Source organism: Streptomyces sp. TRD_SC_5, assembly GCF_056836825.1.
In genome coordinates this window covers 2,637,837-2,664,625 of sequence record NZ_JBWZZS010000001.1, presented here as the reverse complement: position 1 = coordinate 2,664,625, position 26,789 = coordinate 2,637,837, and the positions used below count along the sequence as shown (strand labels likewise).

At 69.2% G+C, this 26,789-nt stretch carries 24 protein-coding genes, 1 pseudogene and 1 riboswitch; of the genes and pseudogenes, 14 read left to right on the top strand and 11 right to left on the bottom strand.

Annotation, left to right across the window (positions count from 1 at the left end; genetic code table 11):
* Window positions 1-26: 26 nt before the first annotated feature.
* The gene (locus AC1P0E_RS12225; RefSeq protein ID WP_482742206.1) at window positions 27-308 is read right to left on the bottom strand and encodes a hypothetical protein; all 282 of its coding nucleotides are present in this window, start codon (window positions 306-308) and stop codon (window positions 27-29) included.
* Between the two features lie 116 nt (window positions 309-424).
* Here AC1P0E_RS12225 and AC1P0E_RS12220 point away from each other — a divergent pair, with 116 nt between their 5' ends.
* The 3 genes and pseudogenes from AC1P0E_RS12220 to AC1P0E_RS12210 all read left to right on the top strand — a co-directional run.
* Complete coding sequence (locus tag AC1P0E_RS12220; RefSeq protein WP_482742205.1) at window positions 425-751, top strand: hypothetical protein; 327 nt, start codon at window positions 425-427, stop codon at window positions 749-751.
* Between the two features lie 201 nt (window positions 752-952).
* A complete protein-coding gene (locus tag AC1P0E_RS12215; RefSeq protein ID WP_482742204.1) occupies window positions 953-2,221 on the top strand; it encodes a L,D-transpeptidase in 1,269 nt (422 codons plus the stop codon).
* Window positions 2,222-2,505: 284 nt separating this feature from the next.
* Window positions 2,506-2,966 (top strand): annotated as a pseudogene (locus AC1P0E_RS12210) (nuclease/transposase family protein); the annotation flags it as partial.
* Between the two features lie 58 nt (window positions 2,967-3,024).
* Here the strand turns inward: AC1P0E_RS12210 and AC1P0E_RS12205 are convergent.
* Window positions 3,025-3,873, bottom strand: a complete 849-nt coding sequence (locus AC1P0E_RS12205) for a helix-turn-helix transcriptional regulator (RefSeq protein WP_482742203.1) — start codon at window positions 3,871-3,873, stop codon at window positions 3,025-3,027.
* A 129-nt stretch (window positions 3,874-4,002) separates the two neighbouring features.
* On the opposite strand from AC1P0E_RS12205, the gene AC1P0E_RS12200 reads away from it, so the two are divergent.
* Window positions 4,003-5,055: an NAD(P)-dependent alcohol dehydrogenase gene (locus tag AC1P0E_RS12200; protein ID WP_482742202.1), complete on the top strand. Its 1,053-nt coding sequence runs from the start codon at window positions 4,003-4,005 to the stop codon at window positions 5,053-5,055.
* 145 nt (window positions 5,056-5,200) lie between these two features.
* Here AC1P0E_RS12200 and AC1P0E_RS12195 read toward each other — a convergent pair whose 3' ends face one another.
* From AC1P0E_RS12195 to bcp, 5 genes are all read right to left on the bottom strand, one after another.
* Window positions 5,201-6,271 carry a hypothetical protein gene (locus AC1P0E_RS12195; RefSeq protein WP_482742201.1) on the bottom strand — a complete coding sequence of 357 codons (1,071 nt, stop codon included), beginning with the start codon at window positions 6,269-6,271 and terminating at the stop codon, window positions 5,201-5,203.
* A gap of 30 nt (window positions 6,272-6,301) precedes the next feature.
* A complete protein-coding gene (locus AC1P0E_RS12190) occupies window positions 6,302-6,895 on the bottom strand; it encodes a GNAT family N-acetyltransferase (protein ID WP_482742200.1) in 594 nt (197 codons plus the stop codon).
* A gap of 137 nt (window positions 6,896-7,032) precedes the next feature.
* Window positions 7,033-7,518, bottom strand: coding sequence for a DUF7919 family protein (locus tag AC1P0E_RS12185; RefSeq protein ID WP_482742199.1), 486 nt, complete (start codon window positions 7,516-7,518; stop codon window positions 7,033-7,035).
* A gap of 1,905 nt (window positions 7,519-9,423) precedes the next feature.
* Entirely contained in the window at window positions 9,424-10,932 is a 1,509-nt protein-coding gene (gene proP, locus AC1P0E_RS12180; RefSeq protein ID WP_482742198.1) for a glycine betaine/L-proline transporter ProP, read from the bottom strand.
* A 148-nt stretch (window positions 10,933-11,080) separates the two neighbouring features.
* Complete coding sequence (bcp, locus tag AC1P0E_RS12175) at window positions 11,081-11,548, bottom strand: thioredoxin-dependent thiol peroxidase (RefSeq protein ID WP_482742197.1); 468 nt, start codon at window positions 11,546-11,548, stop codon at window positions 11,081-11,083.
* 207 nt (window positions 11,549-11,755) lie between these two features.
* On the opposite strand from bcp, the gene AC1P0E_RS12170 reads away from it, so the two are divergent.
* The 3 genes from AC1P0E_RS12170 (at window position 11,756) to AC1P0E_RS12160 (ending at window position 13,038) form a co-directional block, all read left to right on the top strand.
* Window positions 11,756-12,076 (top strand): DUF3618 domain-containing protein, encoded by a 321-nt coding sequence (locus tag AC1P0E_RS12170; RefSeq protein ID WP_482742196.1) that lies wholly within the window; start codon window positions 11,756-11,758, stop codon window positions 12,074-12,076.
* A 117-nt stretch (window positions 12,077-12,193) separates the two neighbouring features.
* Window positions 12,194-12,529: a GroES family chaperonin gene (locus AC1P0E_RS12165; RefSeq protein WP_482742195.1), complete on the top strand. Its 336-nt coding sequence runs from the start codon at window positions 12,194-12,196 to the stop codon at window positions 12,527-12,529.
* Window positions 12,530-12,614: 85 nt separating this feature from the next.
* Window positions 12,615-12,679: riboswitch (guanidine-III (ykkC-III) riboswitch) on the top strand.
* 38 nt (window positions 12,680-12,717) lie between these two features.
* Window positions 12,718-13,038, top strand: a complete 321-nt coding sequence (locus tag AC1P0E_RS12160; RefSeq protein ID WP_482742194.1) for a DMT family transporter — start codon at window positions 12,718-12,720, stop codon at window positions 13,036-13,038.
* 73 nt (window positions 13,039-13,111) lie between these two features.
* Here the strand turns inward: AC1P0E_RS12160 and AC1P0E_RS12155 are convergent, their stop codons facing one another.
* Complete coding sequence (locus AC1P0E_RS12155; protein ID WP_482742193.1) at window positions 13,112-15,649, bottom strand: transglycosylase domain-containing protein; 2,538 nt, start codon at window positions 15,647-15,649, stop codon at window positions 13,112-13,114.
* Window positions 15,650-15,837: 188 nt separating this feature from the next.
* On the opposite strand from AC1P0E_RS12155, the gene AC1P0E_RS12150 reads away from it, so the two are divergent.
* From AC1P0E_RS12150 to AC1P0E_RS12135, 4 genes are all read left to right on the top strand, one after another.
* Window positions 15,838-16,638 carry an ABC transporter permease gene (locus AC1P0E_RS12150; protein WP_482742192.1) on the top strand — a complete coding sequence of 267 codons (801 nt, stop codon included), beginning with the start codon at window positions 15,838-15,840 and terminating at the stop codon, window positions 16,636-16,638.
* A 130-nt stretch (window positions 16,639-16,768) separates the two neighbouring features.
* Complete coding sequence (locus AC1P0E_RS12145) at window positions 16,769-17,572, top strand: ABC transporter permease (RefSeq protein WP_482745731.1); 804 nt, start codon at window positions 16,769-16,771, stop codon at window positions 17,570-17,572.
* Between the two features lie 12 nt (window positions 17,573-17,584).
* Window positions 17,585-18,550, top strand: coding sequence for an ABC transporter ATP-binding protein (locus AC1P0E_RS12140; RefSeq protein WP_482745730.1), 966 nt, complete (start codon window positions 17,585-17,587; stop codon window positions 18,548-18,550).
* Window positions 18,551-18,603: 53 nt separating this feature from the next.
* Window positions 18,604-19,311 carry a DUF1707 SHOCT-like domain-containing protein gene (locus tag AC1P0E_RS12135; RefSeq protein WP_482742191.1) on the top strand — a complete coding sequence of 236 codons (708 nt, stop codon included), beginning with the start codon at window positions 18,604-18,606 and terminating at the stop codon, window positions 19,309-19,311.
* A gap of 50 nt (window positions 19,312-19,361) precedes the next feature.
* On the opposite strand, the gene AC1P0E_RS12130 is transcribed toward AC1P0E_RS12135, so the two are convergent.
* Window positions 19,362-20,654: an SGNH/GDSL hydrolase family protein gene (locus AC1P0E_RS12130; RefSeq protein ID WP_482742190.1), complete on the bottom strand. Its 1,293-nt coding sequence runs from the start codon at window positions 20,652-20,654 to the stop codon at window positions 19,362-19,364.
* Between the two features lie 216 nt (window positions 20,655-20,870).
* On the opposite strand from AC1P0E_RS12130, the gene AC1P0E_RS12125 reads away from it, so the two are divergent.
* The 3 genes from AC1P0E_RS12125 (at window position 20,871) to AC1P0E_RS12115 (ending at window position 25,510) form a co-directional block, all read left to right on the top strand.
* A complete protein-coding gene (locus tag AC1P0E_RS12125; RefSeq protein WP_482745729.1) occupies window positions 20,871-22,184 on the top strand; it encodes a DUF445 domain-containing protein in 1,314 nt (437 codons plus the stop codon).
* 885 nt (window positions 22,185-23,069) lie between these two features.
* Window positions 23,070-23,987, top strand: a complete 918-nt coding sequence (locus AC1P0E_RS12120) for a S1 family peptidase (RefSeq protein ID WP_482742189.1) — start codon at window positions 23,070-23,072, stop codon at window positions 23,985-23,987.
* 527 nt (window positions 23,988-24,514) lie between these two features.
* Entirely contained in the window at window positions 24,515-25,510 is a 996-nt protein-coding gene (locus tag AC1P0E_RS12115; RefSeq protein WP_482742188.1) for an NHL repeat-containing protein, read from the top strand.
* Window positions 25,511-25,601: 91 nt separating this feature from the next.
* Here AC1P0E_RS12115 and AC1P0E_RS12110 read toward each other — a convergent pair whose 3' ends face one another.
* Entirely contained in the window at window positions 25,602-25,817 is a 216-nt protein-coding gene (locus AC1P0E_RS12110; RefSeq protein WP_482742187.1) for a DUF397 domain-containing protein, read from the bottom strand.
* A complete protein-coding gene (locus tag AC1P0E_RS12105) occupies window positions 25,817-26,662 on the bottom strand; it encodes a helix-turn-helix domain-containing protein (protein WP_482742186.1) in 846 nt (281 codons plus the stop codon). The genes AC1P0E_RS12110 and AC1P0E_RS12105 overlap by 1 nt, the downstream gene beginning before the upstream one ends.
* Between the last annotated feature and the right edge of the window lie 127 nt (window positions 26,663-26,789).

Below are 26,789 nucleotides of genomic sequence, written 5' to 3'. Positions count from 1 at the left end.
GAGCAGTGAGAGTCAAGGGCCGTGCGTCAGATCACCGGGCGCGCGGCCCTTCTCATCGAGAACGCCAGGAAACCGGCGCCCACGCCGAGAAACGCCGTGCCACCGATCAGATACGGGGTCGTGTCCACGCTGCCCGTGTCGGCGAGCGCGAGATCTTGCGAGGGCCTGGCCTGCGAATGCTCTGCCTGGGACGCGGGCTGCGGCTGCGCCTCCTTGTCCGCCGTGGCGTTGGCGGACGGGACGAACCACAGAGCACACAGCAGTGTGCCCGCAGCGGTGGCGGTCAACAGCGGTCGGCGTGCGGACACGTAATCGATCCCCCTTGAGACAACCGGGAATTGGCCGAGGGCCGTGTACGCCGATGCTAATGAAAACAGCGGGTCGCAGGAAAGTCGTGAGAGCCCGGAGGCCTACGCTCCGAGGCATGAACGCAACTGACACGTCACGTTTTGTCCGGCTCCAGGTCGAATTGGTGCTGGAGATTTCCGACCCCGAGACGCTCACCGACGCCGCTCTCAGCCACGTAACAGAAGACGCCCACGCAGCGGACGTCGAACGCACGCATGCCCAGGCCGCCGTCAGGGAAGACGTCGCGGAGGCCCTCGCTCACCTTGTGGACCCGTTCGATCTGATCAGCGACGTCCCCGGGGTGGAGCTCGCGCAGGCCTCGTGGAGCAGTGAGCGGATCGACTACAACCCCGACGCCGTGGAGTGGGACCTGGATGAGGACGACGAGGAGGGCCCGGCCTAGCTTCTTGCGTGAACCCGGCGCACAAAAGCCCGCCGCTGCCGCAACCGGCGGCGGCGTGGCTGCGTCGGTCTCTGTGATCAGTGGTGTTCCCCACATTTCCCCCAGATGTGGAACGGACGAATCGGTACAGGTGTTTAGGACATTGGCAGGGTGATGCTGCCCAGCGGCTCTGCCCGGGGATTTTGTGGGGAATCGGCAACGATGGAGAAGCGTGTGATGACGGACAGCAAGCGGCGCAAGGGTCTTATGGCCGCGTCCGCACTGCTCGGCGGCGTTCTGGTCCTTTCGGGCTGCAGCGACGGCGGCGACAAGGGCGGCAACAGCGCCCAGAGCTCGAAGAAGTCGCAGGCCGAGGTGGACGAGGCGGCGGCCAAGGACACCTCCAAGGCCCGAATAGCGATCACGCCCAAGGGCGGCGCCGACAACGTCAGCATCAACCGCGGAACCAAGGTCACCGTCAGCGAGGGCAAGCTGACCGAGGTGACCATGACCTCGACCGCCGGTGCGAAGGTGGCGGGCACGATCGCCGCCGACGGCAAGAGCTGGAAGCCGGACGCGCAGCTGCAGCGTTCGACGACGTACAAGATCTCGGCGACGGCGGCGGACTCCGAGGGCCGCGAGGCGCACGAGAACGGTTCCTTCACCACCGTCTCGCCCGACAACAGCTTCATCGGGAACTTCACGCCCGACGACGGCTCCAAGGTCGGCGTGGGCATGCCGGTGTCGATCAACTTCGACAAGCCGATCACCGACAAGGCCGCCGTCCAGAAGGGCATCACGGTCACGTCGAGCAGCGGCCAGGAAGTCGTCGGCCACTGGTTCAGCTCGCAGCGTCTGGACTTCCGCCCCCAGGAGTACTGGAAGGGCGACTCCACGGTCACCATGAAGCTGGCCCTCGACGGCGTCGAGGGCGCCGAAGGGATCTACGGCGTCCAGGACAAGACCGTCACCTTCTCGGTGGGCCGCAACCAGGTCAGCACCGTCGATGCCAAGACCAAGACCATGACGGTCACGCAGGACGGCAAGACGATCAAGACCATCCCGATCTCCGCCGGCGCGCCGGACAACCCGACGTACAACGGCGAGATGGTGATCTCCGAGAAGTTCAAGGAGACCCGGATGAACGGTGCGACGGTCGGCTTCACGGACGACGACGGCAAGGGCGAGTACGACATCAAGGACGTTCCGCACGCCATGCGGCTGTCCACGTCGGGCACGTTCATCCACGGCAACTACTGGGGCGCCGACTCGATCTTCGGCAGCGCCAACACCAGCCACGGCTGCGTGGGCCTGAACGACGCCAAGGGTGCGAACGACCCGAAGCAGCCCGGTGCCTGGTTCTTCAACAACTCGCTCGTCGGCGACGTGGTCGTCGTCAAGAACTCCCCGGACAAGACCATCAAGCCGGACAACGGCCTCAACGGCTGGAACATGGACTGGGAGCAGTGGAAGGCCGGCTCCGCGGCCTGATCCGACCGAGACCTCCTCGCGTTCCCACAGCGCTCACGGCGGCGGGCGCCACCCCTCAACTCCGGGGGTGGCGCCCGCCGCTGTTCGCGATTCCCGCCTTCCCATGCGGCTCTCAGACGGGCCTCCTCCTGCCGTATCGAGCCGCCTGTACCTTCGCGCCATCCATTCTCGGCAGGGCCTGCATCACACGTTCGGGTGAGGACCTGCGGAAGGCCGCGGAAGGTATGGGTGGCAGGCAAATCTTCGGTATTGCCGGTCGCCAGGCCATGAGGGGGTGAGGCTGGATGATTCGTGCGTACAAGTTCCTCACGCGGCCCACCGTGGGCCAGACGATCGCGCTGGGCGAGATGCTGCGGGATCACTGCTCCCTCTGCAACGGTGCGTTGCAGGAACGCCGCGACGCCTACCGGCACGTCTCGAAGACCACCGTCCGGTACGGGACGCAGTCGGGCAGCTAAAGGAGATCCGGGCATTCGACCCGGACAGCCAAGGCCGGTGGTCGTTCTCCTCGCAGCAGGCGACGCTTCGCCGTCTCGACAAGGCGTTCGCGGCGCTCTTCCGTCGGGTCAAGACCGGGGACGCCCCCGGTTACCCGCGCTTTCGTGGGGTGAGCTGGTTCGACACGGTGGACTTCCCCAAGGACGGGGATGGTGTCCGGTGGGACTCGACCCCGCACGGCCCGGTGACCCGGGTCCGCATCCAGGGCGTCGGACACGTCAAGGTCAACCAGCACCGTGCCGTGGAAGAAATCCCGCACGCCGTCGACGGGCCCGGCCGCCCGGCGCAGGCCACTTTCGCGTCACTCAGGCGACGTACTCCACATCCGTGCCCCAGTTCGCCAGCAGCTGCAGGGCCTCCTGCGAGGGCGAGCCCGGCTCCGCGTGGAAGGTGACCAGGTACTGCTCCGGGTCGTCGGGCAGCCTCAGGGTCTCGTACGCCAGTGTCAATTCACCCACCAAGGGGTGATGCAGGCGCTTGGTGCCGTGGCCCTTGTCCTTCACGTGGTGCGCGGCCCACAGACTCCTGAACACCTCGTTCTTCACCGACAGCTCGCCGACCAGCGCGGACAGCAGTGGATCGTCCGGGTGGCAGCCCGCGTCCAGGCGCAGGTAGCTGACGACCTCGCACGCCTTGAGCTCCCAGTCGACGTACACGTCCCGGAAGTCGTCGACCAGGAAGAGGAGCCGGGCGATGTTGCGCTCCTCGGGCGGGAGCGCGGGGATGTCTCCGAACAGCGCGCGGGCCATGCGGTTGCAGCCGAGGACGTCGGTGCGCCGCCCCATGACGTACGCCGGTACCCCGTCCATGGCGTCCATCAGCTGCTGCATCCCGGGCCGCAGACGCTGCGGCCGCGCCGGACGCCTCCGCTGCTGCGTCGGCTTGGCGAGGTGCGTCAGGTGGTCGCGCTCGGCGTCGGACAGCCGCAGGGCGCGGGCGATCGCGTCCAGCACCCCCGTGGACACGTTGCGGCCGTTGCCCTGCTCGAGACGCGTGTAGTACGCGACGGAGACCCCCGCCAGCTGCGCCAGCTCCTCGCGGCGCAGACCGGGGACGCGGCGGTGCCTGCCGAAGTCCGGCAGGCCGACGTCCTCGGGCTTGAGCCGCGCACGGCGGGAGCGGAGGAACTCACTCAGTTCGGCGCGCTGGTCCATAACACCCAAGTATTGCCTGTCGTACGACGGTGATTCCCGGTGATCCTGTCCCCGCCAGTGGTACGCACAGCGGACGTACGCTCAACAGGGGCCTGGGTGGATCTCCGCAGCTCAGGCAGGCTGGTCGCCATGACTACTTCTGCTTCCTCCGTCGCCGCGTACGCCGCCCCTTCCGCGAAGGCACCGCTGGAGAAGATCTCTGTGCCGCGCCGCCCGGTCGGCGAGCACGACGTGATGATCGAGGTCAAGTACGCGGGCATCTGCCACTCCGACATCCACCAGGTCCGAGACGGCTGGGGTGAGGGCATCTACCCCATGGTCCCCGGCCACGAGATCGCCGGCATCGTCACGGAGGCCGGCCCCGGAGTCACCAAGTACGCGGTCGGCGACCGGGTCGGCGTGGGCTGCTTCGTCGACTCCTGCCGCGAGTGCGAGGCCTGCCGCGCGGGTCAGGAGCAGCACTGCGCCAAGGGCATGACCGGCACGTACAACGCTCTCGACAAGAACGGCGAGCCGACGTACGGCGGCTACTCCACCCACCTCGTCGTCGACGAGAACTACGCCGTCCGCATCCCCGAGGGCCTTTCGCTGGACGTAGCCGCGCCGCTGCTGTGCGCGGGCATCACCCTCTACTCGCCGCTCAACCACTGGCAGGCGGGCCCCGGCAAGAAGGTCGCGATCCTCGGCCTGGGCGGTCTCGGGCACATGGGCGTCAAGATCGCGGACGCGCTGGGCGCCGAGGTGACCGTACTGAGCCAGAGCCTGCGCAAGAAGGAGGACGGGCTGAGGCTCGGCGCCGACCACTACTACGCGACCAGCGACCCGAAGACCTTCGAGGAGCTGGCCGGCTCCTTCGACCTGATCGTCTCGACGGTCTCCGCGCCGCTGGACATGGACGCGTACCTCGGCCTGCTCAAGGTGGGCGGGGCCTTCGTGAACGTGGGCGCTCCCGAGGAGCCCAACTCCATCAACATGTTCTCGCTGATCGGCGGCAACAAGACGCTGGCCGGTTCGATGATCGGCGGCATCGCCGAGACGCAGGAAATGCTCGACTTCTGCGCGCGGCACGGGCTGGGCGCGGAGATCGAACTGATCAGCGCCGACCAGATCAACGAGGCGTACGAGCGAGTCCTGGCGAGCGATGTGCGCTACCGCTTCGTGATCGACGCGGCGACGATCTGAGGACGGCGGAGGCGGCCGTGCCGGCGGCATCAGCCGCATCACCTGAGAAGTTGGCCCCTAACCCGTATCCCTCCGGGGGGACCTCGTCCACGGGACGGAAGTGGAAGTCCGCGAGGGGGACGCGGGGGCGCCCCACCGCCGTTCCCTACGGGTGGCCGGATCCCAGCGCGGCGAGGCCGCGAGCGTGGTCGAAGGCCAGCGCGGGGTCGTTCGCCTCGGTCCAGGGAGCGGCTCCGCACCAGCCGCCGATCAGCCGGAACTGGACAAGGGCCTCGGCGTAACGCCCTCTCTTCACCAGCGTCGCGGCGAGCAGGTGCCGTATCCGGGGCAGCCGGTGATCGTCGGGGGCCGCCTGTGCCAGGTCGGCCTGGACGCGGGCGAGCATCGGCTTGGTGACCCAGGTGCGGTAGGCCTGGTCGCCGTCCTGGAGTACGGCCTCGTGCACGGCGTGCAGAGGGATGCCCGAGAGCAGGGAACCGGCCGGCGCCGACTCCGCCGCCTCCTTGGCGAACTCGAACATGAGCTTGTGCGAGCCGTGCCACTTCTGGCACCAGTACTGGAGTGCCTGCCAGTGGGCGTCGTAATGCTGCGGCGCGCGAGCGGTGAGCTCGGCCCACAGCTGCCGGAACTCGTCGTGCGAGAGCCCGAGTCCGCGCGCGGCGGCGACCATCGTGATCCACGGCGACGGATCGCGCGGCGCGAGCCTGGCCGCCTCCTGGGCGGCGTACATCGCGGTCGGCAGCAGCTCGGCGAACAGCTCCATCCGGCCGTCCGAGGTCTGCTGGGCGTACTTCGTGCCGCGCGCGGCCCAAGCGCGCAGCAGCAGGGCATGCGCGTGCACGACGACGGCATCGGCGTTGTGCGGCTGCTCGGCGCGCCAAGCCCGCAGCCGGTGCTCGTCCTCGACAGCGACGTCCGCGAAGACTCCGACGAGCCGCCAGCGCGCCTCCCAGTCCTCATCGTCCGTGGCTGCGGCCAGCAGACCCGAGGCGGGCTCCCAGTCGCCCCGACAGGCGGCCTCGACGGCGAGGCGCATCGCGGGTTCATCGCGGGGCGGGCCGGGGCGCCGGCTGTCGAGCCGGTCGCGGGGGACGAGGCCGTAGGCGGCGGCGTCGAAGCGCTTGGCCCGCTGGTTGCGGAGGGCGAGGCGGGTGACATGGACGAGGGCCCAGGCGAGAGTGGCCAGGCCGACGACGGTGACGAGGTTGGTGAACACGGGACGTAATAATCCCTGGTCAGGATCACGCTACGTACCCGGGGCACCCTTCCACTGACTGCGTTCCAGGGCGTACTCGACATCTCCGTGCTCCCAGCCGTCGATTCTGTCGGGCCACTCCCCGTACCAGCGGCGCACGAAGAGGAGCCCCGCCTTCTCCATCACGCGCCGGGAACGGGAGTTGACGTACATGGTGTCCGCCGTGACCCTCTGCACGCCGAGGTCGGTGAACCCCTTGGCGATCAGGGCGCGGGCGCCTTCGGTGGCGTAGCCGCGCCCCCAGGCGGCCTGACCGAGCCGGTACCCGAGCTCGACGACGTCGGCACTGTCGTCGGCCGTCGGCCGGAACTCGAACCAGCCGAGGAACGCTCCGGTCGTCTTCTCCTCGGCGGCCCAGAAGCCACGGGTTCCGGTGCAGGGGTGGTCGCGCGTCACCTGTGGAAGGACGCGCTCGATGACGAATGCGCGGGAGGTGGGCCGCCCGCCATTGATGAAGCGCATGACTTCGGGGTCACTGTCGAGGGCGACGAGCCGTTCGATGTCGCGGTCTCGGTCCTCACCGAACGCACGAAGGACGAGCCGCTCTGTCTCGAGAAAGAAGCTGCGCATCTTCTGGCTGCACATCTTCTGATCGTGACGCGTGCGGCCGATGGCCACCACCGAATATGCGGCGGGGGCGGGTGGGAGCCGGGGGTGAGCCGGTGGAGCTGGGGGCTGGGAGCTGGGAGCTGAGGGCTGTGGGCTTGGGAGCCGTTGGGGGGTCAGCTTCTGGAAGCGAGGACCGCTCGGACGAATTCGGCCGGTGGTGCGTAGTTGTGGTCTTCGACGTAGTGGGCGATCAGCTCCGGCGCGGCATAGACGACGCCCTCGCCGATGACACGTATCTCGGCGCTGCCGCGCGGGCAGTTGTCACGCGCGGCAGCGAGGCCGAGGAGCCTTGCGGCGCACCAGGGACAGAAGTGATAACCGCGGGTCTGTTGGACGCGCTGGGTGTGCCGCAAGGCCTTGAGCGCGTCGACCAGGTCGGGAGGAGTGTCGCCCTTGGCGTACGGCCTGACCCGAGCGAGCCAGCCCACGTTCACTTGCGGAAGCCCGCGAAAGTCGCGGGAGTCGGGGAAGTTGCGAGAGTCGGAAAAGTTGGGAAGGGCGGGGGAGCCGGGGGAGCGGGGGGCCGGGCCGGCTTCTCCTCCGGGCGCCGTTCTGTCCGTGTCGTAGGTGTAGGGCGTGAGGTCCGGGTAGTAAGCCATGGTTGCTGTCTACCAGTCGCATGGCTGTGCGCGAGCGCGGCGAGGCGGGGCGTTGGCGGTTCTGGGGCGTTGGTTGCGTCTGGTGTGGGGGCCGCCTTTGGTGAGGGTGGCGTCGGAGGCCCGCCCCTCAAGGGCGCTCCTGCGTCGCGTCGCCTGCGGCGATTGCGCTCCGCTCCACCCTTGACCGCCGAACCTCCGCCGCAATGCTTAAGGGGGGCGGCCCCCGGGGGGAGCCCACGGGGAAGGCTCGGGGAGTGGCTGGGCTGTCGTTGCCGGGCGGCGGGTGTGTGGGTGCGGCGCATGAGCTTTAGGGGGTGGCTCGGCCCCTGGCTCAGCGGGTGCGGGAACGGCCGTTGGTGCACCATCCCCAAACTCGACGTACACGCGCACCCACGCCGGTAGGCGGCCGCCCAACCGGATCGACCTGCGACCCGTCCCGTCTGCGGGTGGGGCGCGACAGTTGAATGGGGCGACTCGGCGGGTGTGGCGTCCACCCCGGCCGGTGGTCGGCAGGGCCACAAGCAGGTTGCTGGGCTTGGTGGGTGGAGGGGCATCCAGGAGTGTGGTTCTGCCGATGGCTGCGGCACGCCTGCGACCAGCAGACCGCCCCGTCAGCGGCAACCAACCCCGGTACGACGGGGGCTTTCTGGCCCGTCATCCCACCAGTGACACCCCTCACACCAGCCGCACCATCCGATCGGTTCGCACGGTTCGTAGGGCCGCCGTGGGTCGAAAGGCTCCCATGACGACCGGAAGCGATACGGCTGAGACGGATGGGACTGAAGAGGCGTTGAGACTCGTCACGTGTCGAGTTCGTTGCACCCAACTCCCTTGGGGGCGGCGGGTGAGGCGACCGGATCGTGCAGAAGGCTAAAGCCGGCCAGCTGCTTCGGCTGAGACAGAGGCGGAAAGAGCGCCCGACCGGGCCCATGTCCGCCGAGCCGACCCCGCGACGGCAGCCCTTTCAACCCACCACCCGCCTGCCGGTGGGTCGAAACGCTCCCGTGATGACCGGAAGCGCAACGGCTGTGACGAGTGAGGCGTGAGGGGCGTTGAGATTCGCCATGTGTCGAGTTCGTCGCATCGGGCGACCGCAGCTCACCAACAACGAACGTCCGTACGGGCTCCATAAGCGACCTGAGCCGCTGACCGGGCGGAGCGGAAACGTCCAGCCGACAACCGGCGGTCTCACCGGATGTCGGCTCGGACATGCGAACATCCGAGGCGCATGCCACGCCGGTGGTGTGGCATCCGGCCCGGGAAGGGCGAGGGTCTCGGCCGTCGGCCCTACCGGCCGGGACGTCCGCCCCGGCCTTGATCGTCGACAGGACTACTCGCTCCTGGGTGCCCTTCCACCCACCAAGGCCAGCCCCGTGCTTGTCGCTCGACCGGTCACCGGGCGGGGTGGACGCCGAACCGGCCCGAGTCGCCCCATTCAACTGTTGCGCCCCACCCGCGCACCCATGAGTTCGCAGGTCGGCCCGGACGGTCGGCCGTCCACCGGCGTGGGTGCGCGTGTGCGTCGGAATGGGGATGGTGCACCAACGGCCGTTCCCGCACTCGCTGAGCCAGGGGCCGCACCACCCCATAGACCGTCCGCGCCCCACCCACACACCCGCAAGCCACCGAACCCACCCCAGCCCCTTCCCGAAGTCCCCGTGCAGGGCGTTTTTTCTTGGGCCGTCCCCTGTTGAGCGTTAGCGGTGGGTCGGGGTGGCGGGTCAAGGGTGGGCCGTAGGTCCATCGCGCAGCGACGCGACCGTAGGGAGCGCCCTTGACGCGGCGCCCCGGCCCACCGACACTCGAGCGCTCGGGACGGCCCGAAACCCCCAGACGCAACCAGTGGTTGTCTTTACCCCCGACCCCGACCCCGGCCCCCGCCCCCCCCGGCCCCGCCGCCCCGCCTCAGAACCTCGGTCCCGGCGTTTGGGCCGCTACAAGTTCCGCCGCCTCCTCCTTCGTTTCCACCGACGGCGGCGAGCCCGACAGTGGCTTCTTTGCCGTCTCCTTCATGCACGCCACCGCGATGATGCCGATGAATGCCGCCGCCATCGAGTAGTACGCCGGCATGAGGTTGTTGCCGGTGAGGCTGATCAGGCCGGTGATGACCAGCGGCGTCGTCCCGCCGAACAGGGACGCCGAGAGGTTGTAGCCGACCGACAGTGAGCCGTACCTGACGTGCGTCGGGAACAGGGCCGGTAGCGCCGCCGACATCGTGCCCAGCAGGCAGACCAGCGACAGGCCCAGCATCAGCATGCCCGCGATGATCGCCGGAATGCTGCCCTGCTTGATCAGCAGGAAGGACGGGAGGGAGAGGAAGAAGAAGCCCAGCATGCCGGCCATCAGCAGCGGCTTGCGGCCGAAGTGGTCGTTCAGGCGGCCCACCTGGCTGATGATCGCCATCAGGCAGACCATGACACCCAGCAGGATCAGCAGTCCGTGCGTCTCGCTGTAGCCGAGTTCGTCCGAGAGGTACGTCGGCATGTAGGAGAGCAGCATGTAGTCCGTCACGTTGTACGCGCCTACCAGGGCGATGCACAGGATCAGCGTCGGCCAGTACTGCCGGAAGATCTTCGCGAGGTCGCCCTTGGCGGTGGTCTCCACCGGGTCGGCGGCCTCCGAAGCGCGCACGTTTCCGCTCTCGAGCTTCTGGAAGGCCGGAGTCTCGTCCAGTCGCAGCCGCAGGTAGAGGCCCACCAGGCCCAGCGGGCCCGCCACCAGGAACGGGATGCGCCAGCCCCACGCCTCCATGGCGTCCGAGCCGAGCCACGCCGTCAGGACGGTTACCAGGCCGGCCGCGCCCGTGTAGCCCGCCAGGGTGCCGAATTCGAGGAAGCTGCCGAAGAAACCCCGGCGCTTGTCGGGGGCGTACTCGGCGATGAACGTCGACGCGCCGCCGTACTCACCGCCCGTAGAGAAGCCCTGCACGAGGCGGAAGAAGATCAGCAGTACCGGCGCCCAGAAGCCGATCGTGGCGTACGACGGGATGAGGCCGATGGCCAGCGTGCCGATGGCCATCAGGATCATCGTGAGGGCGAGGACCTTCTTGCGGCCCACCTTGTCGCCCATCGGGCCGAAAAACATGCCGCCGATGGGCCGTACAAGGAACGCGACGGCGAAGGTCGCGAAGGAGGAGAGAAGCTGGGCCGTGTCGTTCCCGGACGGGAAGAAGACGTGGCCGATCGTCACCGCCAGGTAGCTGTAGATACCGAAGTCGAACCACTCCATGGCGTTGCCGAGCGAGGCGGCTTTGACCGCGCGCTTGACCGCCGCGTCGTCGGTGACGGTGATGTCGGAGCGGCGCAGCGGCGGGTTCTTCCGCCTCTTCGCGGCGCGGAAGAGCATGCGGTGGCGCTTGATCGCTTCGGGATCGGCCACGTGGTCGGGGCCGGAGCCGGGGCCGGTGGCCGCCATGGCAGGTTCCTTTCCTCGGACGCGGACGCGGACGCGTTTCCAATGTCCAAGTTGAACCTCTGCCTTTTATTTAATGCTGCAAACCAAGGTCCCCTGTTTCGGGACCTTGGTCACAAGCAAACAAAACACTCCACCTGTCTCGAGCGTCTCAGATGCCCAGGTCCTTGATGATCTTCGCAACGTGGCCGGTCGCCTTGACGTTGTACAGGGCGCGCTCCACCTTGCCGTCCTCGTCCACGACGATCGTCGAGCGGATCACCCCGGTGACCGTCTTGCCGTACAGCTTCTTCTCGCCGAAGGCGCCGTACGCCGTCAGGACTTCCTTGGACGGGTCGCCGACCAGCGTGACCTTGAGGTCTTCCTTGTCGCGGAACTTCGCCAGCTTCTCCGGCTTGTCCGGGGAGACGCCGATGACGTCGTAACCCGCCCCCGTCAGCAGCTCCAGGTTGTCGGTGAAGTCGCACGCCTGCTTGGTGCAGCCGGGAGTCAGGGCGGCCGGGTAGAAGTAGACGATGACCTTGCGGCCCTTGTGCGCGGCGAGGGAGATTTCGGTTCCGTCGGCGTCGGGCAGGGTGAAGTCGGGGGCGGTGTCGCCGGTCTGGAGTCGCTCGCTCATCGGGTCTCGGTCTCCTCGTGCGGGGTTGTTGCGTGAGTTGTTGCGCGGGTTGTACGGACGGTCATGCTGCGGTCGTCCGCGCGGTTGTTGTCATACCGCCCCGAGCGTAATGGGGGTGCCGTGGGGTATGGGACGGCCCGAGCTGACAGACTGTCGATGAAGGACTACCGGATTCGGCCCACGACTCACCACCACGGAGGCAGCGCAGTGTCGGATGCCAGGACCCCTGCGCAGATCGAGGCGGACATCAAGAGCCGGCGTGACCAGCTCGCCGTAACGCTCGACGAGATCGGAGTGCGGCTGCACCCGAAGACGATCGTCGGTGACGCGAAGGCCAGGGTCGCATCGACCGTGGACCAGACCGCCGGCCGGGCGTTCGTAGCGGTGAACCGTACGGTGTCCGACGTGAAGGCGCAGTTCGTGTCCGAGGACGGCTCGCCGCGCCTTGAGCGGCTCGTTCCGGTGGCCCTGGTGGCCGTGGGGCTGGTGGGGCTGCTCGCCCTGTCGGCGCGCCGCAGGCGCGGCTGACGGCTCCGGCTGACGGCTCCGGCTGACGGCCGGTTGTCGGTCGGCTGACGGCCCCGGCCGATGACGGGGCGGGCGCGGGGCGTGGGCGTAGGCGTGGGGGCAGGTAGGTTCGGGGGCGTGAGCGAGAACACCACGCACGACAAGCTGCCCATCCGCATGCTGCACGACCGTGTCCTGGTCAGGTCCGACAGTCCCGAGGGCGAGCGCCGCTCGGGCGGCGGCATCCTAATTCCGGCGACCGCCGCGGTAGGCAAGCGGCTGGCCTGGGCCGAGGTGGTCGCGGTCGGCCAGAACGTACGGACCGTGGAGCCGGGCGACAGGGTTTTGTACGACCCGGAGGACCGGGCCGAGGTCGAGGTGCGCGGCGTCCCGTACGTACTGATGCGGGAGCGCGATCTGCACGCGGTGGCTTCTGAGCGGGTCTCGGAGGACTCGACCGGTTTGTATTTGTAGGCCTTGCATTCGCAGGCGGACGGACAGGGTGTGCGAGGGCCGGTGACCCGGTGATCAGGGTCACCGGCCTCTTTCGCTGCCCCTTTGCTATGTTGGAAACACCCCCGACGAGACGCGCCGTACCGGGTTGTAACGCAAAGACGACGCATCCCCGTTGATTCCGCGTTTCGTTTTCGGAGGTGCCCGTCATGGCCTGGGTTCTGCTTGTTGTCGCCGGTCTGCTCGAGGTCGGCTGGTCGATCGGGATGAAGTACACCGACGGCTTTACTCGGCTCTGGCCCAGCGTGTTCACGGGTGTGGGGATCGTCGCGAGCATGATGCTGCTGTCGCACGCCGCCAAGACGCTGCCGATCGGTACTGCGTACGGAGTGTGGGTCGGTATCGGCGCGGCCGGTGCGGCGGTGCTCGGCATGGTGGTGCTCGGTGAGCCGGCGACCGCCGCCCGGATTTTCTTCGTCTGTCTGCTGCTGGTCGCCGTCGTGGGGCTGAAGGCGACCTCGGGGCACTAGCGCTGTCCAGCCAGGTCGGTCAGGTCGGTCAGGTCGGCCAAGTCGGCCAAGTCGGCCAAGTCGGCCAGGTCGGTCAGGCCCGGCCGCGCGAGCCGTTCAGTACGCCGTCGGACGGCGGGCCGGTGGTGCCGCCGTCCGTGTCGCCGCCGCCTGTGCCGCCGGTGCCTGTCGTTCCGCCCTCGGTCGCGCCGCCCGTCGAACCGGTGGTCCCGCCCGTGTCGGTCGTACCACCGGTGTCGGTCGCTCCACCGGTGCCACCCGTGTCCGCCCCGCCTCCCGTGCCGCCGGTGTCCGTGGGGCCGCCGTCGGTGCCGGGGGTGCCAGTGGTGCCACCGGTGTCCGTTGTGCCGCCCGTGTCCTGACCGTTGCCCGGCGGGGTCTGCGTCGGGCCGTCCGGGCTTTCGCTCGCCGGCGGTTCCCCGGACCCCTCGGGCTCCCCGGTGTCCGTTTCCTCTTCGGACGGGGAGGCGACGGGGTCATCCGAGCCGGCCATCGTCCGCAGGTCGAATTCCTGCACCGGCTTGCCCTTGAGCGCGGCGGCCGTGAACTGGCCCCAGATCTGCGCGGGCGCCCCGCCGCCGTTGATGCGCGGCTGTCCCAGCGCTCCGTACAGCGGCTTCTGTACGCCGGTTTCCGGGTCCTGGCCCATCACCGCGACGACCGTCGCCAGGTCGGGCGTGTAGCCCGCGAACCAGGCGGCCTTGTCCTCCTCGGCGGTGCCGGTCTTGCCCGCCGCGGGGCGGCCGGCGGACTGGGCCGCCGTGCCCGTACCGCCGTCGACGACGCTCCGGAGGATCGACGTCGTGGTGTCGGCGGCCTCGCGGGAGACGGCCTGCGTGGAGCCGGAGCCGGAGTTGGGGTTGGAGTCGGAGTCCGACCCCGAGTCCGTCCCGGAGTTGGAGTCCGCGCCCGCCTCGGGGAGGCTGATGGTCTGGCCGTTCTTGGTGATCTTCTCGACGATCGTGTACGTGCCGTGCTCGCCGTGGTTGGCGAGTGTCGCGTACGCCTCCGTCATGTCGAGGACGCTCGCGGTGGCGACTCCGAGCGCGATCGACGGGTACGCGTCCAGGCTCGGGGTGTTCTCGGGGACGCCGAGGGCGACGGCGGTGTCCTTGACCTTGCCGGGGCCGACGTCCTGTGCCATCTGCGCGTACACCGAGTTGATCGACTTGTCGGTCGCGGTACGGACGGTCACCGGGCCGTAACTGCCCTGGTCCTCGTTCTCCGGGGCGTACCCGGTCGGCCCGTTGGGGCCTTCCACCATCCGCTTGTTGGTGCCGTCGTAGATGGTGTTCGGGGTGATCTGCACGCCGTCCTGGGTGGTCGAGCCGTTCTCGACGGCCGAGGTGAAGACGAACGGCTTGAAGGCGGAGCCGACCTGGTAGTCGCGGCGCGTCGCGTTGTTGACGTACTGCTTCGTGTAGTCGATGCCGCCGTACATCGCGACGACCTTGCCGGTCGCCGGGTCGATGGAGGCGCCGCCCACACGCACGTTGCGGTCGGCCTTGCGGTCCTTGCTCGTCTGCGACGTCACCTTGTCGTCGACGGCCTCGGCGAAGGCGTCCTGCTTCGACTTCTCGAGGGTCGTGGTGATGCGGTAGCCGCCGGTGGCGAGCGTGTCCTCGTCGATGATCTTGTTGTTGGTGAGGTAGTCCTCGACGGCCTGCACGAGGTAGCCGCGCTGCCCGGAGAGCCCGGAGGCCGGCTTGGCCTCGTGCGGCGCGGGGAACTTCGCCGCGGCGCGGTCTGCGGGGCTCAGCCACTTCTCCTTCACCATGCCGTCGAGTACGTAGTTCCAGCGCCCCAGAGCCGCGCCCTTGTTCTCGGGGTGGGTGGTCACGTCGTACGCGCTGGGGGCGTTGAGGAGCGAGGCGAGGTAGGCGCCCTCGGCGGTGGTGACTTCGTCGATGTCCTTGCCGTAGTACGCCTGGGCTGCGGCCTGGATGCCGTACGCGTTGCGCCCGAAGTAGCTGGTGTTCAGATAGCCCTCGAAGATGTCGTTCTTGCTCTCCTCGCGATCGAGCTTGATCGAGATGAAGAACTCCTTCACCTTGCGGGTGACGGTCTGTTCCTGGCCGAGGTAGTAGTTCTTGACGTACTGCTGGGTGATGGTGGAACCGGACTGCTTGCCCTTGCCGGTGAGGGTGTTCCAGCCGGCGCGGAGCATGGCCTGGGGGTCGACGGCCCGCTCGGAGTAGAAATCGCGGTCCTCGGCGGCCAGTACCGCGTGCTGGACGGTCTTGGGGATCTGGGCGAGCTTGACGTTCTCGCGGTTGACCTCGCCGTCGCGGGCGAGCTGTGAGCCGTCGGCGTAGAGGTAGACGTTGCTCTGGGAGGTGGCGGCGCTGTTGGCCGCCGGGATCTTGACGAGCGTGTAGCCCGCGAGGAACGCGCCGATCAGGAGCAGGGCCAGCAGCAGGAATGCGCCGAGGAGCATCCGCCAGGTGGGGATCAGCCGGCGCAGGCCGGTGCGCTTGCGCTTGGCCTTGCCCTGCTCCTTGGTCTTGCTCTGCCCCTTGCCGGTGGAGGGCTGGGAGGCGGTGGTGGGGTCGGAGGGGTCGGAGGGGTCCCGGGGTGCCCAGCCCTGGGGCTGCTGTGGCTCGTCGCTCATGCTGGTGGAGACTCCCTGGGCGCGGCCAGAGGTTCGTTCTCCGGCGTAACAGTGTCGTATCGGGCGATTCGCCTGTACGCCCATAGTGCACGCACCGGGTGCACGCACCGCGAAAAATGCCTGCGGCGGCTGACCCCATTGGGCTAGGGTCGGGCGTTTTGGTGCTTTGGGCGAATCGAGGGGGCGGCGTGCGTGTATACGCGGTCGTCGCGGCCGGTGGTTTCCGGCGTCATGCGACGTACCGAGTGGCGACGGCGGCCGGTGTGTTCACCAACACCGTCTTCGGCTTCATCGTGGCGTACACCTTCACAGCCCTGTGGAACGAGCGTCCGCAGCTCGGCGGGTACGACCTCTCGCAGGCCCTCACCTATGTGTGGCTGGGGCAGGCGCTGCTGATGACCGCCGCCATGATGGGCGGCGGTTTCGAGAACGATCTGATGGAGCGGATCCGTACCGGCGACATCGCGATCGACCTCTATCGTCCCGCCGACCTCCAGCTCTTCTGGCTGGCGAGCGACCTGGGGCGGGCCGCCTTCCACCTCCTCGGGCGCGGTGTCGTCCCGATGGCGCTCGGCGCGCTCGCCTTCGATCTGGCGCTGCCGGTCGACCCGTTCGTGTGGCTCGCCTTCCTGGTCGCCGTCGCGCTGGGTGTAGTCGTCAGCTTCGCGATCCGGTTCCTGGTGGCGCTGTCCGCGTTCTGGCTGCTCGACGGGGCGGGTGTCGCGCAGATCACGTGGCTCGTCGGCCTGTTCTTCTCCGGGATGGTGCTGCCGCTCACGGTCTTCCCCGGCGGCCTGGGCACCCTGGCGCAGGCGCTGCCCTGGTCGGCGCTGCTCCAGATCCCGGCCGACGTCTTCCTCGGCAAGCACACGGGCTGGGGGCTCGCCCAGGCGTACGCGTTCCAGATCGGCTGGGCGGCGGTTCTGCTGACGGCCGGGCGGCTGCTGCAGACGGTGGCTACGCGCAGGGTGGTGGTGCAGGGTGGCTGAGTCGACGGAAACCCCTGAGGCGACGGAAACCCCTGAGGCGACGCAGACCGCACCGGTGAGCCGGCCCGCCGGCGCGCGGGAGGCCGAGACGACCGCCCAAGGGCGTGCAGCGCTCGGAGCCGTCGGGCAGCTGCGGGCCGGGCTCCGGGCCTACCGGATGATCGCGGCGATGTGGATCCGCTCGACGATGGCCTACCGCGCGTCCTTCGCGATGGCGGCCTTCGGGAACTTCGCGGCGACCGGCCTCGACTTCGTCGGCATCCTGCTGATGTTCTCCCACGTGGACGCCCTGGGTGGCTACACGCTGCCCGAGGTGGCCTTCCTCTACGGGACGGCGGGCGCGGCCTTCGGCCTCTCCGACCTGGCGATGGGTTCGATGGACCGGCTGGGGCGCCGGGTGCGCGACGGGACGCTGGACACCTTGCTCGTACGCCCGGTTCCGGTCCTCGCGCAGATCGCGGCCGACCGCTTCGCGCTGCGCAGGCTGGGCCGGATCACGCAGGGGCTGCTGGTGCTCGGGTACGCGCTGCTGACGCTGGACATCGCGTGGACGCCGCTGAAGATCCTCATGCTGCCGATGATGATCCTGAGCGGCGCGGCGATCTTCGCGTCGGTGTTCGTGGCGGGGGCGGCGTTCCAGTTCTGGGCGCAGGACGCGTCAGAGGTGCAGAACTCCTTCACGTACGGCGGCACCACGCTTCTCCAGTACCCGCCGACGGTCTTCGCGAAGGACCTCGTGCGCGGGGTGACGTTCGTGCTGCCGCTGGCTTTCGTCAACTGGCTGCCGGCGCTGTATGTGCTGGACCGCTCGTACCCCCTGGACCTGCCGTCCTGGCTCGCCTTCCTGCCGCCGCTGGTCGCGGGTGCGTGCTGTGCGCTGGCCGGGGTGGCGTGGCGGGTGGGCCTTCGTTCGTATCGCAGTACGGGGAGCTGAGGGCGTATGGCCATGGCAAGTGACTTCATCGAGCTGGACGGCGTCGAGAAGGTCTTCGACGTACGCCGCAAGACAGGCCGGCTGCGGCGCGAGAAGACGCAGGTGCGGGCGGTCGACGGGATCAGCTTCTCGGTGCCGCGCGGCGAGATGGTGGGCTACATCGGGCCGAACGGCGCGGGCAAGTCGACCACCATCAAGATGCTGACCGGCATCCTCACGCCGAGCGGCGGCCGGGTGCGGGTCGCGGGCATCGATCCGTCGCGGGAGCGGACGCGGCTGGCGCAGCGCATCGGGGTGGTGTTCGGGCAGCGTACGACGCTGTGGTGGGACCTGCCGCTGCGCGACTCGTACCGCCTGATGCACCGCATGTACCGGATCCCGGACGACCGCTTCAAGGTGAACATGGCGCGCTGCGTCGAGCAGCTCGACCTGGGCGAGCTGCTGGACGTACCGGTACGGCAGCTGTCGCTGGGCCAGCGGATGCGGGGCGACATCGCGGCCGCGCTGCTGCACGATCCCGAGGTGCTGTATCTGGACGAGCCGACGATCGGGCTTGATGTCATCTCGAAGGCGAAGGTCCGGGACTTCCTGCGGGACTTGAACGCGGAGCGCGGCACGACGGTCCTGCTGACGACGCACGATCTGACCGACATCGAGCAGCTGTGCAAGCGCGTGATGGTCATCGACCACGGGCGCCTGGTGTACGACGGGGCGCTGGCCGGGTTGCACGAGGTGGGCGAGAGCGAGCGCACGCTGGTGGTGGATCTGGAGCGCGAGCTGCCGCCGGTCGAGGTGGCGGGGGCGCGGGTGGTGAAGGTGGAGGGGCCGAGGCAGTGGCTGGCGTTCCCGGCGTCGGTTTCGGCGGCGCCGCTGGTGGCGGCGGTCGCGGAGAGGTATCCGTTGGTGGACCTGTCGGTGCGGGAGCCGGACATCGAGGCCGTGATCGCGAAGATGTACGCGGACCGCTCGACCCTCTGATCACTTGCCGTGAACCCTGGGACCGAGCGCGCCAGTTGACTAGTCTGGTCGGTATGACCAGTGGACTTCCGGAAATGCGCGCCTCCGACGCCGAGCGCGAGCGGGTGGCCGAGGTGCTGCGCGACGCGGTCGCCGAGGGGCGGCTGGACATGGAGGAGTTCGACCAGCGCCTCGACGCCGTCTACAAGGCGCGTACGCACGGCGAGCTGGAGCCGCTGGTCCGCGACCTGCCGGTGCCGGGCACGGGCGGCCCCGCCGCACAGCTCACGGCGCCTGATTCTGCCTCCGGTGCGCCGGTCTCCTTCGCGTCCCGGATCGGCGGCCCGGCCACGTCGAGGGGTGGCTTCGCCTTCTGGAGCGGCTTCGGGCGCAAGGGCACGTGGACGGTGGGCCGCAGGTTCACGGCGTTCGCGCTGATGGGCGGCGGCGAGATCGACCTGCGCGAGGCCCGCTTCGAGGACCGCGACACTGTGATCCGCTGCTTCGCGATCATGGGCGGGATGGCGGTCACGGTGCCGCCGGGCCTGGACGTGAACGTCAAGGGAGTCGGCTTCATGGGCGGCTTCGGGGACCTGACGACCCAGTCGTCGGAGCCGGTGGCGCCGGACTCGCCGCGCGTGACGATCACCGGGTTCGCGCTGATGGGCGGCGTGGGCGTCGAACGCAAGGTCACCCGCGCGGAGAAGCAGCGCCTCAAGGAGGCGCGCAAGCAGGAGAAGCTGGCGAGGAAGGCGGAAGCCGACCGCAAGGAGCTGGACTGACCCCGGCCCTGGTGCGGCCTCCGCCGTGGCTGCTGCCGCCCTCCGTACCGCTACACTCCCGCCGCGTCCGCGCTCCGGCTCAGACTCGCGATGTCGAAGGCCATGCCCATCCGCCGGTAGCCCGCGTCGCTCGGGTGCAGATGGTCGCCCGAGTCGTACGCCGGAAGGAGCCGGTCCGGGGCGAACGGGTCGCGCAGCGCCTCGTCGAAGTCCACGACCGCGTCGAAGATGCCGCGCGTACGGATCGCCTCGTTGACACTGTCCCGCACTGCTTCGAGCTGCGGCGTGTGCGCCCGCGTCCCCTCGAACGGCATGACCGTCGAGCCGATGACCCGCAGGCCGCGCGCCCGTGCCTGGCGCGCGAGTTGTTCGAGGCCCGCCGTGATGCGCGCCGCGTCGAGCTCGTGCGGCGGCCGCAGTATGTCGTTGATGCCGAGGACGACGACGACCGCCTTGGCGCCGGACCGTGAGAGCACGTCCCGGTCGAAGCGGGCGAGACCGCTCGGGCCCGTACCGTCGCTGAGCAGCCGGTTTCCGCTGATGCCCTCGTTGAGGACGCCGTAGCGCCCGTCGAGGCGGTCGGCGAGCACGTCCGTCCAGCGGCGGTTCGCGCCGGCCGTGGAGGTGACGCCGTCGGTGATGGAGTCGCCGATGACGACGACCGCGCCCTCGGCCTGGCCGCTGAGTACGTCGACGGCGGTGAGGTAGCGCCAGTACGGCGTCTGACCGGTGTAGGCGTCCCCCAGCGGGTCTTCCGTACGGTCGCCCTCCGCTACGTACGACGTCTGGCGGGCGCGCGGATGATGCGTCACCGGGCCACTGGGCGTGGGGGAGTAGGTGGTGACGAGCAGGTCCGCGTCGTACGGAACCTTCAGCAGGGCCGGGTCGCTGAGGACCTGTCCGCCGGGCGGGATCACGACCGAGGGCGAGCCGCCGAAGAGCAGGCGGCGCATGGTGCCGGGTGTGGCGGTCGGGGCGCCGGGGGTGGCGGCGACGGCGATCGAGGCGTGGGTGATGTGCAGCGGCTGTACGCCGAAGAGGTTGGAGAGGGTGATGCGGGCGCTGGTGCCGCCGATGCTGGTGTGCACGACGTTACGAAGCGAACGTCCCGGGAAGCCTTGCTCCGTACCGGGTTCGGCGAAGGCGGGCGCGGTGGACCAGGTGCCGACCCAGGAAGCGGAGGTGGCGGGGGCCGCGGAACGGAGCGGCGTACGGGGGCGGGCCTCTGGGTCGTCGTCAGGGCCGTGACCGCCGAGCGTCGCTCCGGCGAATATGGCCCCCGAGATGAGGACCACCACCGCGGCGAGCGCGGCGAGCAAGGCATAACCGTTGCGCTTGGTCATGCTTGGTGTATCTCCTCGGGCGCGGGGAGCCCGAGGCTCCGTTCGAACTCACTCAATGATGCGCCATTGCACCGCCCTGGTAGACGTCGGGAACTCGCAGTGCGTTCCACGAGTAGGTCAGGTAGGGAAAATTACGTACGAGACGGTACGTGTGAGGCGGACGGGTGGAGCGGATGGGTGGAGCGGATGGAACGTAAGACGACGGGAACTGACGGCATGCCGGACAAGGAGGCCTCCGGGTCCTCGGCCGCGGCCGCCCCGCTCCCGCCCTTCGCGTACAGCGCGGCCGACGAGGAGAAGCGCCAGGGCGTACGCCGAATGAAGGCGATGGCCACCGGGCTGCTGCTCCTGGTGGCGCTGATCTACGTGCTCGCCACCTGGGCGGAGCGGTCGGGTGTCGGTGGCTGGCCGGCGTACGTGGCGGCGGCGGCCGAGGCGGGCATGGTGGGCGCGCTGGCGGACTGGTTCGCCGTAACGGCTCTGTTCAAGCGCCCGATGGGCCTGCCCATTCCGCACACCGCGATCATCCCGTCGAAGAAGGACCAGCTGGGCACGACGCTCGGTTCCTTCGTCGGTGAGAACTTTCTCTCGGAGGACGTCGTACGCACCCGCCTGCGCGCGATCGGAATCGGCGCCCGGGTCGGCGCCTGGCTGGCGGAGCCGGCACACGCCGACCGCGTGACGGAGGAACTGTCCACGGCCCTGCGCGGGGCGCTGACCGTCCTGCGCGATTCCGACGTGCAGGCGGTCGTCGGTGAGGCGATCACGCGGCGGGCGGACGCGGCGGAGATCGCACCGGGCATCGGGAAGGCGCTGGAGAACGTCGTCGCGGACGGCGCGCACGACCGCGCTGTGGACCTGATCTGCACGCGCGCCTACGCCTGGCTGGTGCTGCACGGGGATTCGGTGATGGAGGCGATCGAGGGCGGAGCGCCGGGCTGGACACCGCGCTTCGTGGACCGGAAGGTCGGCGACCGCGTCTACAAGGAACTGCTGCGCTTCATCTCCGAGATGCGCGACGAGCCGGACCATCCGGCGCGCGGCGCGATCGACCGCTTCCTGACGGATTTCGCCTCCGACCTCCAGTCGGACGCCGACACGCGGGCGAAGGTGGAGCGGCTGAAGTCGGAGATCCTGGGGCGGGGCGAGGTGCAGGACGTGATCGCCTCGGCGTGGGCGTCCGTACGCACCATGATCATCTCGGCGGCGGAGGACGAGCAGAGCGAACTGCGCCTGCGGGTAAGGGCCTCGCTCCTCTCCCTGGGCGCGCGGCTGGCGACGGACGGGCGGCTGCAGGGGAAGCTGGACGGGTGGCTGGAGGACGCTGCGGTGTACGTGGTGACGACGTACCGCGCCGAGATCACTTCGCTGATCAGCGACACGGTGGCGGGCTGGGACGCGGAGCACACGTCGAAGAAGATCGAGGCGCACATCGGCCGGGACCTGCAGTTCATCAGGATCAACGGCACGGTGGTGGGGGCGCTGGCGGGGTTGCTGATTTATACGGTGTCGCATGCGGTGGGGGGGTGACGGCCCCCAGGCGGGACGCGCTGGGCGCGCGACCGCCTGTCGTCGGCCACGCGCCCAGCATGTGGGGGAGTTGGTGAGTAGTACGTGGGGGAGGCGCGGTCTGTTCAATGGCCGTTCTCTTCTTCTCCGGCGTGACTCGTCGCGAGTAATGACGACGCCTGAAGCCACCCACTGGCCAGAACCGGACAGCCGCGCTCGGCGTACGAACAGTAGGGATCGCCGCATAACGCTGCGCGGCGGGGTGCCGCGCGGTGCGGTGGTCGTGGCCGCGGGTGGGGGAACGGCCGGGCGTCCGGAGGGTGCGTCGGTCGCGGGACGGGTCGCAGGTTGCCCGAGGGGCGGTCGGAGGCTGAAGGGGCGTATGTGCAATAGCCACGGCCGCCGGCGACGCGGAGCCGGGGTGCGGTCGGGCGCTCCGGGGGAGCGCGGTGTCCTGCCGTACCGCGCCCGCGACGCACGGACTGTTCGGTCCTCGGCGGCCGGTGAGCAGCGGAGTCGGCGCACCGCGCCCCGGCCGCCGGCCGCCGGGTCCGCCGAGCGGCGCACCCGTGGCTTCCTGACCCGACGATCAGTTGACGGCCAATCAGCAAACGATCTCGGTACTTCGCTGCCGGCCGGGCGGTGCCTTCGCCCGGCCGGCAGCGCCGCCTCGGACCGGGCGGGCCGAAGCCGCCGCCGGCGGCTTCGTTCCCGGCGTGGTGCATGCGGCTGGTGGGCGCGCGTAGAGCGGCTGAAAGGTGCTCTTGTTGACGGCTCAACCGGACCGCAGGATTCCTACCACGCCGCTTGTCAGGCTCATGACCGCTACGGATGGTCGGCCGGCATCGGCGTACTGACGGGCCTGCCTACCCAGCGGGCCCCTGGGATCCCCCACCGGAGGATGTAGTGAACTTCAAGCGCCTCTCCCCCCTCGGCGGCGTCGCGAGACGTGCACGGCTGATCGCCGTGGCATCGACTCTGCTGACCGTCTCCGCGCTTGCCACCCCGATCGCCTCGGCCGAACAGGGCGACGGTGCACGGGCGACCGCCGCCCAGCTCGCCCGTACGGGTGACGCGGTGCTCGGCGCGGACGTGTCCGGTACCGCGTGGTACTCGGACAAGGAGTCGGGCAAGCTCGTCGTCACGGCGGACGACACCGTCTCGGCCGCCGAACTCGCCAAGATCAAGAAGGCGGCGGGCGCGCAGGCCGACGCCCTCGTGATCAAGCGCACGCCCGGCAAGATGAGCAAGCTCATCGCGGGCGGCCAGGCCATCTACAGCGGCAGCGGCCGCTGCTCGCTCGGCTTCAACGTGCGCAGCGGGTCGACGTACTACGCCCTCACGGCCGGCCACTGCACCAACGGCACGAGCACCTGGTACACCAACTCCGCCAGGACCACGGTGCTCGGCTCCACCGCCGGCTCCAGCTTCCCGAACAACGACTACGGCATCATCCGCCACTCCAACGCCTCCGCCGCCGACGGCCGTGTCTACCTCTACAACGGCTCGTACCGCGACATCACGGCCGCCGGCAACGCCTCCGTCGGCCAGGCGGTCCAGCGCAGCGGCAGCACCACCGGCCTGCGCGGCGGCACGGTCACCGGCCTCAACGCGACGGTCAACTACGGCGGGGGCGACATCGTCTACGGCCTCATCCAGACGAACGTCTGCGCCGAGCCCGGCGACAGCGGCGGCGCCATGTTCGCGGGCAGCACCGCGCTGGGCCTGACGTCCGGCGGCAGCGGCAACTGCTCGTCGGGCGGCACCACGTTCTTCCAGCCGGTGACTGAGGCGCTGGGCGCGTACGGGGTGAGCGTCTTCTAGCCAGCCCCAACCAGCGGCGGCAACTCACCTGCCGGCGGGCCCCTTCAGGCGGCCCGCCGGCTTCGGCGTGCGAACGTCGCGTCCGCACGCCACGTGCCGGCTCTTTTTGGCCTTTCGCGTACGGGCCGAACCCGCCGGGGCGGGGCTGCTCCCTCACCACACGCTGGGTGCGCGACCAACGGCCGACGCCGGTCACGCGCCCAGCCAACGGGGGAGTTGCCAGTCAGTACGTACGGCGCCCGAGATGTATTCAACGCTGGCAGACGCAGACGCAGACGCAGACGCAGACGCAGACGCAGACGCAGACACCAACACCGACAGCGGCGACGACAACCACGCGCCGCCCACCGGCCGGTATCACGACACACCCCCGTGCTGCCCGAGCCTCCGCCGCGGACCGCGGTGTCGGCCACGCGGGCGATCTCTTGTCCCGACAGTGGCCGACGCGCCGGAAGTGACGCTCCGTCATGTTCTGCTGGGCCCCGTACCCCCGCATCCCGCGCCTGCGCACAGCCCGGAGGAGCCCCATGCCCCGCTTCCCACGCCGCCTGGTCGGCATTGCCACGGCCGCCATCGCCCTCGCGGCGCTCGCGTCGGCACCCACCTCCGCCCACGAGCCGACAGTGACGGATCCGCGCGTCGTCGAACACTTCGACTTCGCCGCAGGCCAGACACCGGAGAACATCGCGCTCGAGCCCGACGGCTCCGCCAACGTGACGTTCGCCTTCGCCCGACAGGTCGCCCGCCTCTCCCCGCACCACGAGCCGCGAATCATCGCGGAGCTCCCAGCGGTGGCGAACCCGGACACCCCGATCGCCGGCGCCGCGGTCACGACCGGGATCGCACGGGCGCATGACGGGGCTCTGTACGTCAACTACGCCACTGGAAACAAGCTGACGGGCATCTGGCGCATCCACCCCCGCCACCACACGGCCAAGCAGATCGCGTGCCTGCCGACGAACGGCTTCCCCAACGGCCTCGCGCTCGACGAGAAGCGCGGCGTACTGTACGCCGCCGACTCGACGCGCGGCACCGTATGGCGCGTCCCGACGAAGGCCGCCCCGAGCCGCGGCTGCGTCAAGCCGAAGGCCTGGGCCACGGGCAGCAAGCTTCAGCGGGCCGCCGCGCCGACCGGGTTTGTCGGCGCCAATGGCCTTCAGCTGCGCCACGGTGCCGTGTGGGTGACCAACTCCGACAAGGGGCTGCTGCTGCGCATCCCCGTGAAGCCGAACGGCTCCGCGGGCGCGATCCAGACCAGGGCCACCGGCCTGACCGGCATCGACGACTTCGCCTTCACGGGCGGCCGTGACGACACGGTCCTGGCCGCCTTGATCTCCGACAGCAAGGTGGCCCTCGTACGTCCCAACGGCAAGCACTCGGTCGTACTGACGGCGAAGGACGGCCTGTCGAACCCCACCTCCGTGGCGGTGCGCGGCAAGACGGTCTACGTACCCAGCGCCGCCTACTTCACGATGGAGAACCCGAACCTGCTCCTCGCGACCCTCAACAAGCACCACCGCTAGCCGGCCCCTGCCGAAGAACGGGCTGACCGGGCCGACACGCACGTCCCCCGGTCGGCCCTTTCGGCTGTTCCGCCCCGGGTGCCACTGATGCCTAGCCCGCCCCGACCTCCCCGCACCGCACGGCACGAACGAACCCGGCCCACGCCCCACTCGAAACGGCGATACGAGCCCCCTTGGGCACCTTCGAGTCACGCACAGCGGTACAGACGCCGATGGTCGCTACCTCGACACACTCCGTCTGGTTGCCACCGCTGTACGAAGACTTGAACCAGGCGTGGTCAGGCACTTCAGGAAAGGCAGAGCCCATCAGATCTCCTCGCGTACACGTTTGATCACGGCCGAGGATGCGGCCATGTCCAACGCTTGTGCGCGAAGGTAGTCGAACGCAAGTCTGTATCGGTCCAGTTCCTCGTCCTTCTCCATGAAGAGCGAACCGACGTGGAGATCGACGTAGACCACATCCAATGACGGCTCGGCTCCTCCCAGGATGACGAAGCTGCCGAGTGCGGCCGTGTGGGCGCCCTTGGCGAACGGCAGGACCTGCAGTGTGATGTCGGGCGACTCGTTGGCTTGCAGAAGATGACTGAGCTGCTCTCGCATCACGTCCCGTGACCCCACCACTCGCCGTATCACTGACTCGTCAAGGATCGCCCACAGGTGCGGGGGCCTCGCCCGGCTGAGGATTTCCTGCCGCTTCATCCGGATGTCGACGAGCCGCTCGATCTCCTGGGGGGCGAGTCGCATCTCGTTGGCCTGCTGAACGGCAGTGTTGTAGCTGCGGGTCTGCAAGAGCCCGGGCACGTATACGCAGGAGAAGTGATCCTCCCGTACGGCCTCGTCCTCGAGCGTGAGCAGGAGATTCATGGTCTCCGGGATGGAGTCGGCGAAGGAACTCCACCAGCCCTGCTGCTTCGCATCCTTGGCAAGCCCGACGACCGCATTTCGCTCAGCCTCGCTCGCGCCGAACTCACGGCAGAGGGCGTCCACGATGGGCCACTTCACGGGCCCTTCCTGGGTCTCGTACCTGCTGACGGTGGCCTTCGATACTCCTACCAGTCGGCCGGCCTCCTCCAGCGTCATGCCTTTGCGAGCACGCAACTTGCGCATCATCACGCCCAGCTGACGGCGACGGGTCGTAGCTCTCGCTGACATGGAAGCGGCCTTCCGTTCAGTGCCGACCGGATGTCCGGCCGACAACAAGGCTATGCACGGAGCCAGTTGGTGAACCACCAGATTCACCCGGACGATTCCCGTGAGAAGTTACACAGCGAGACTTCTC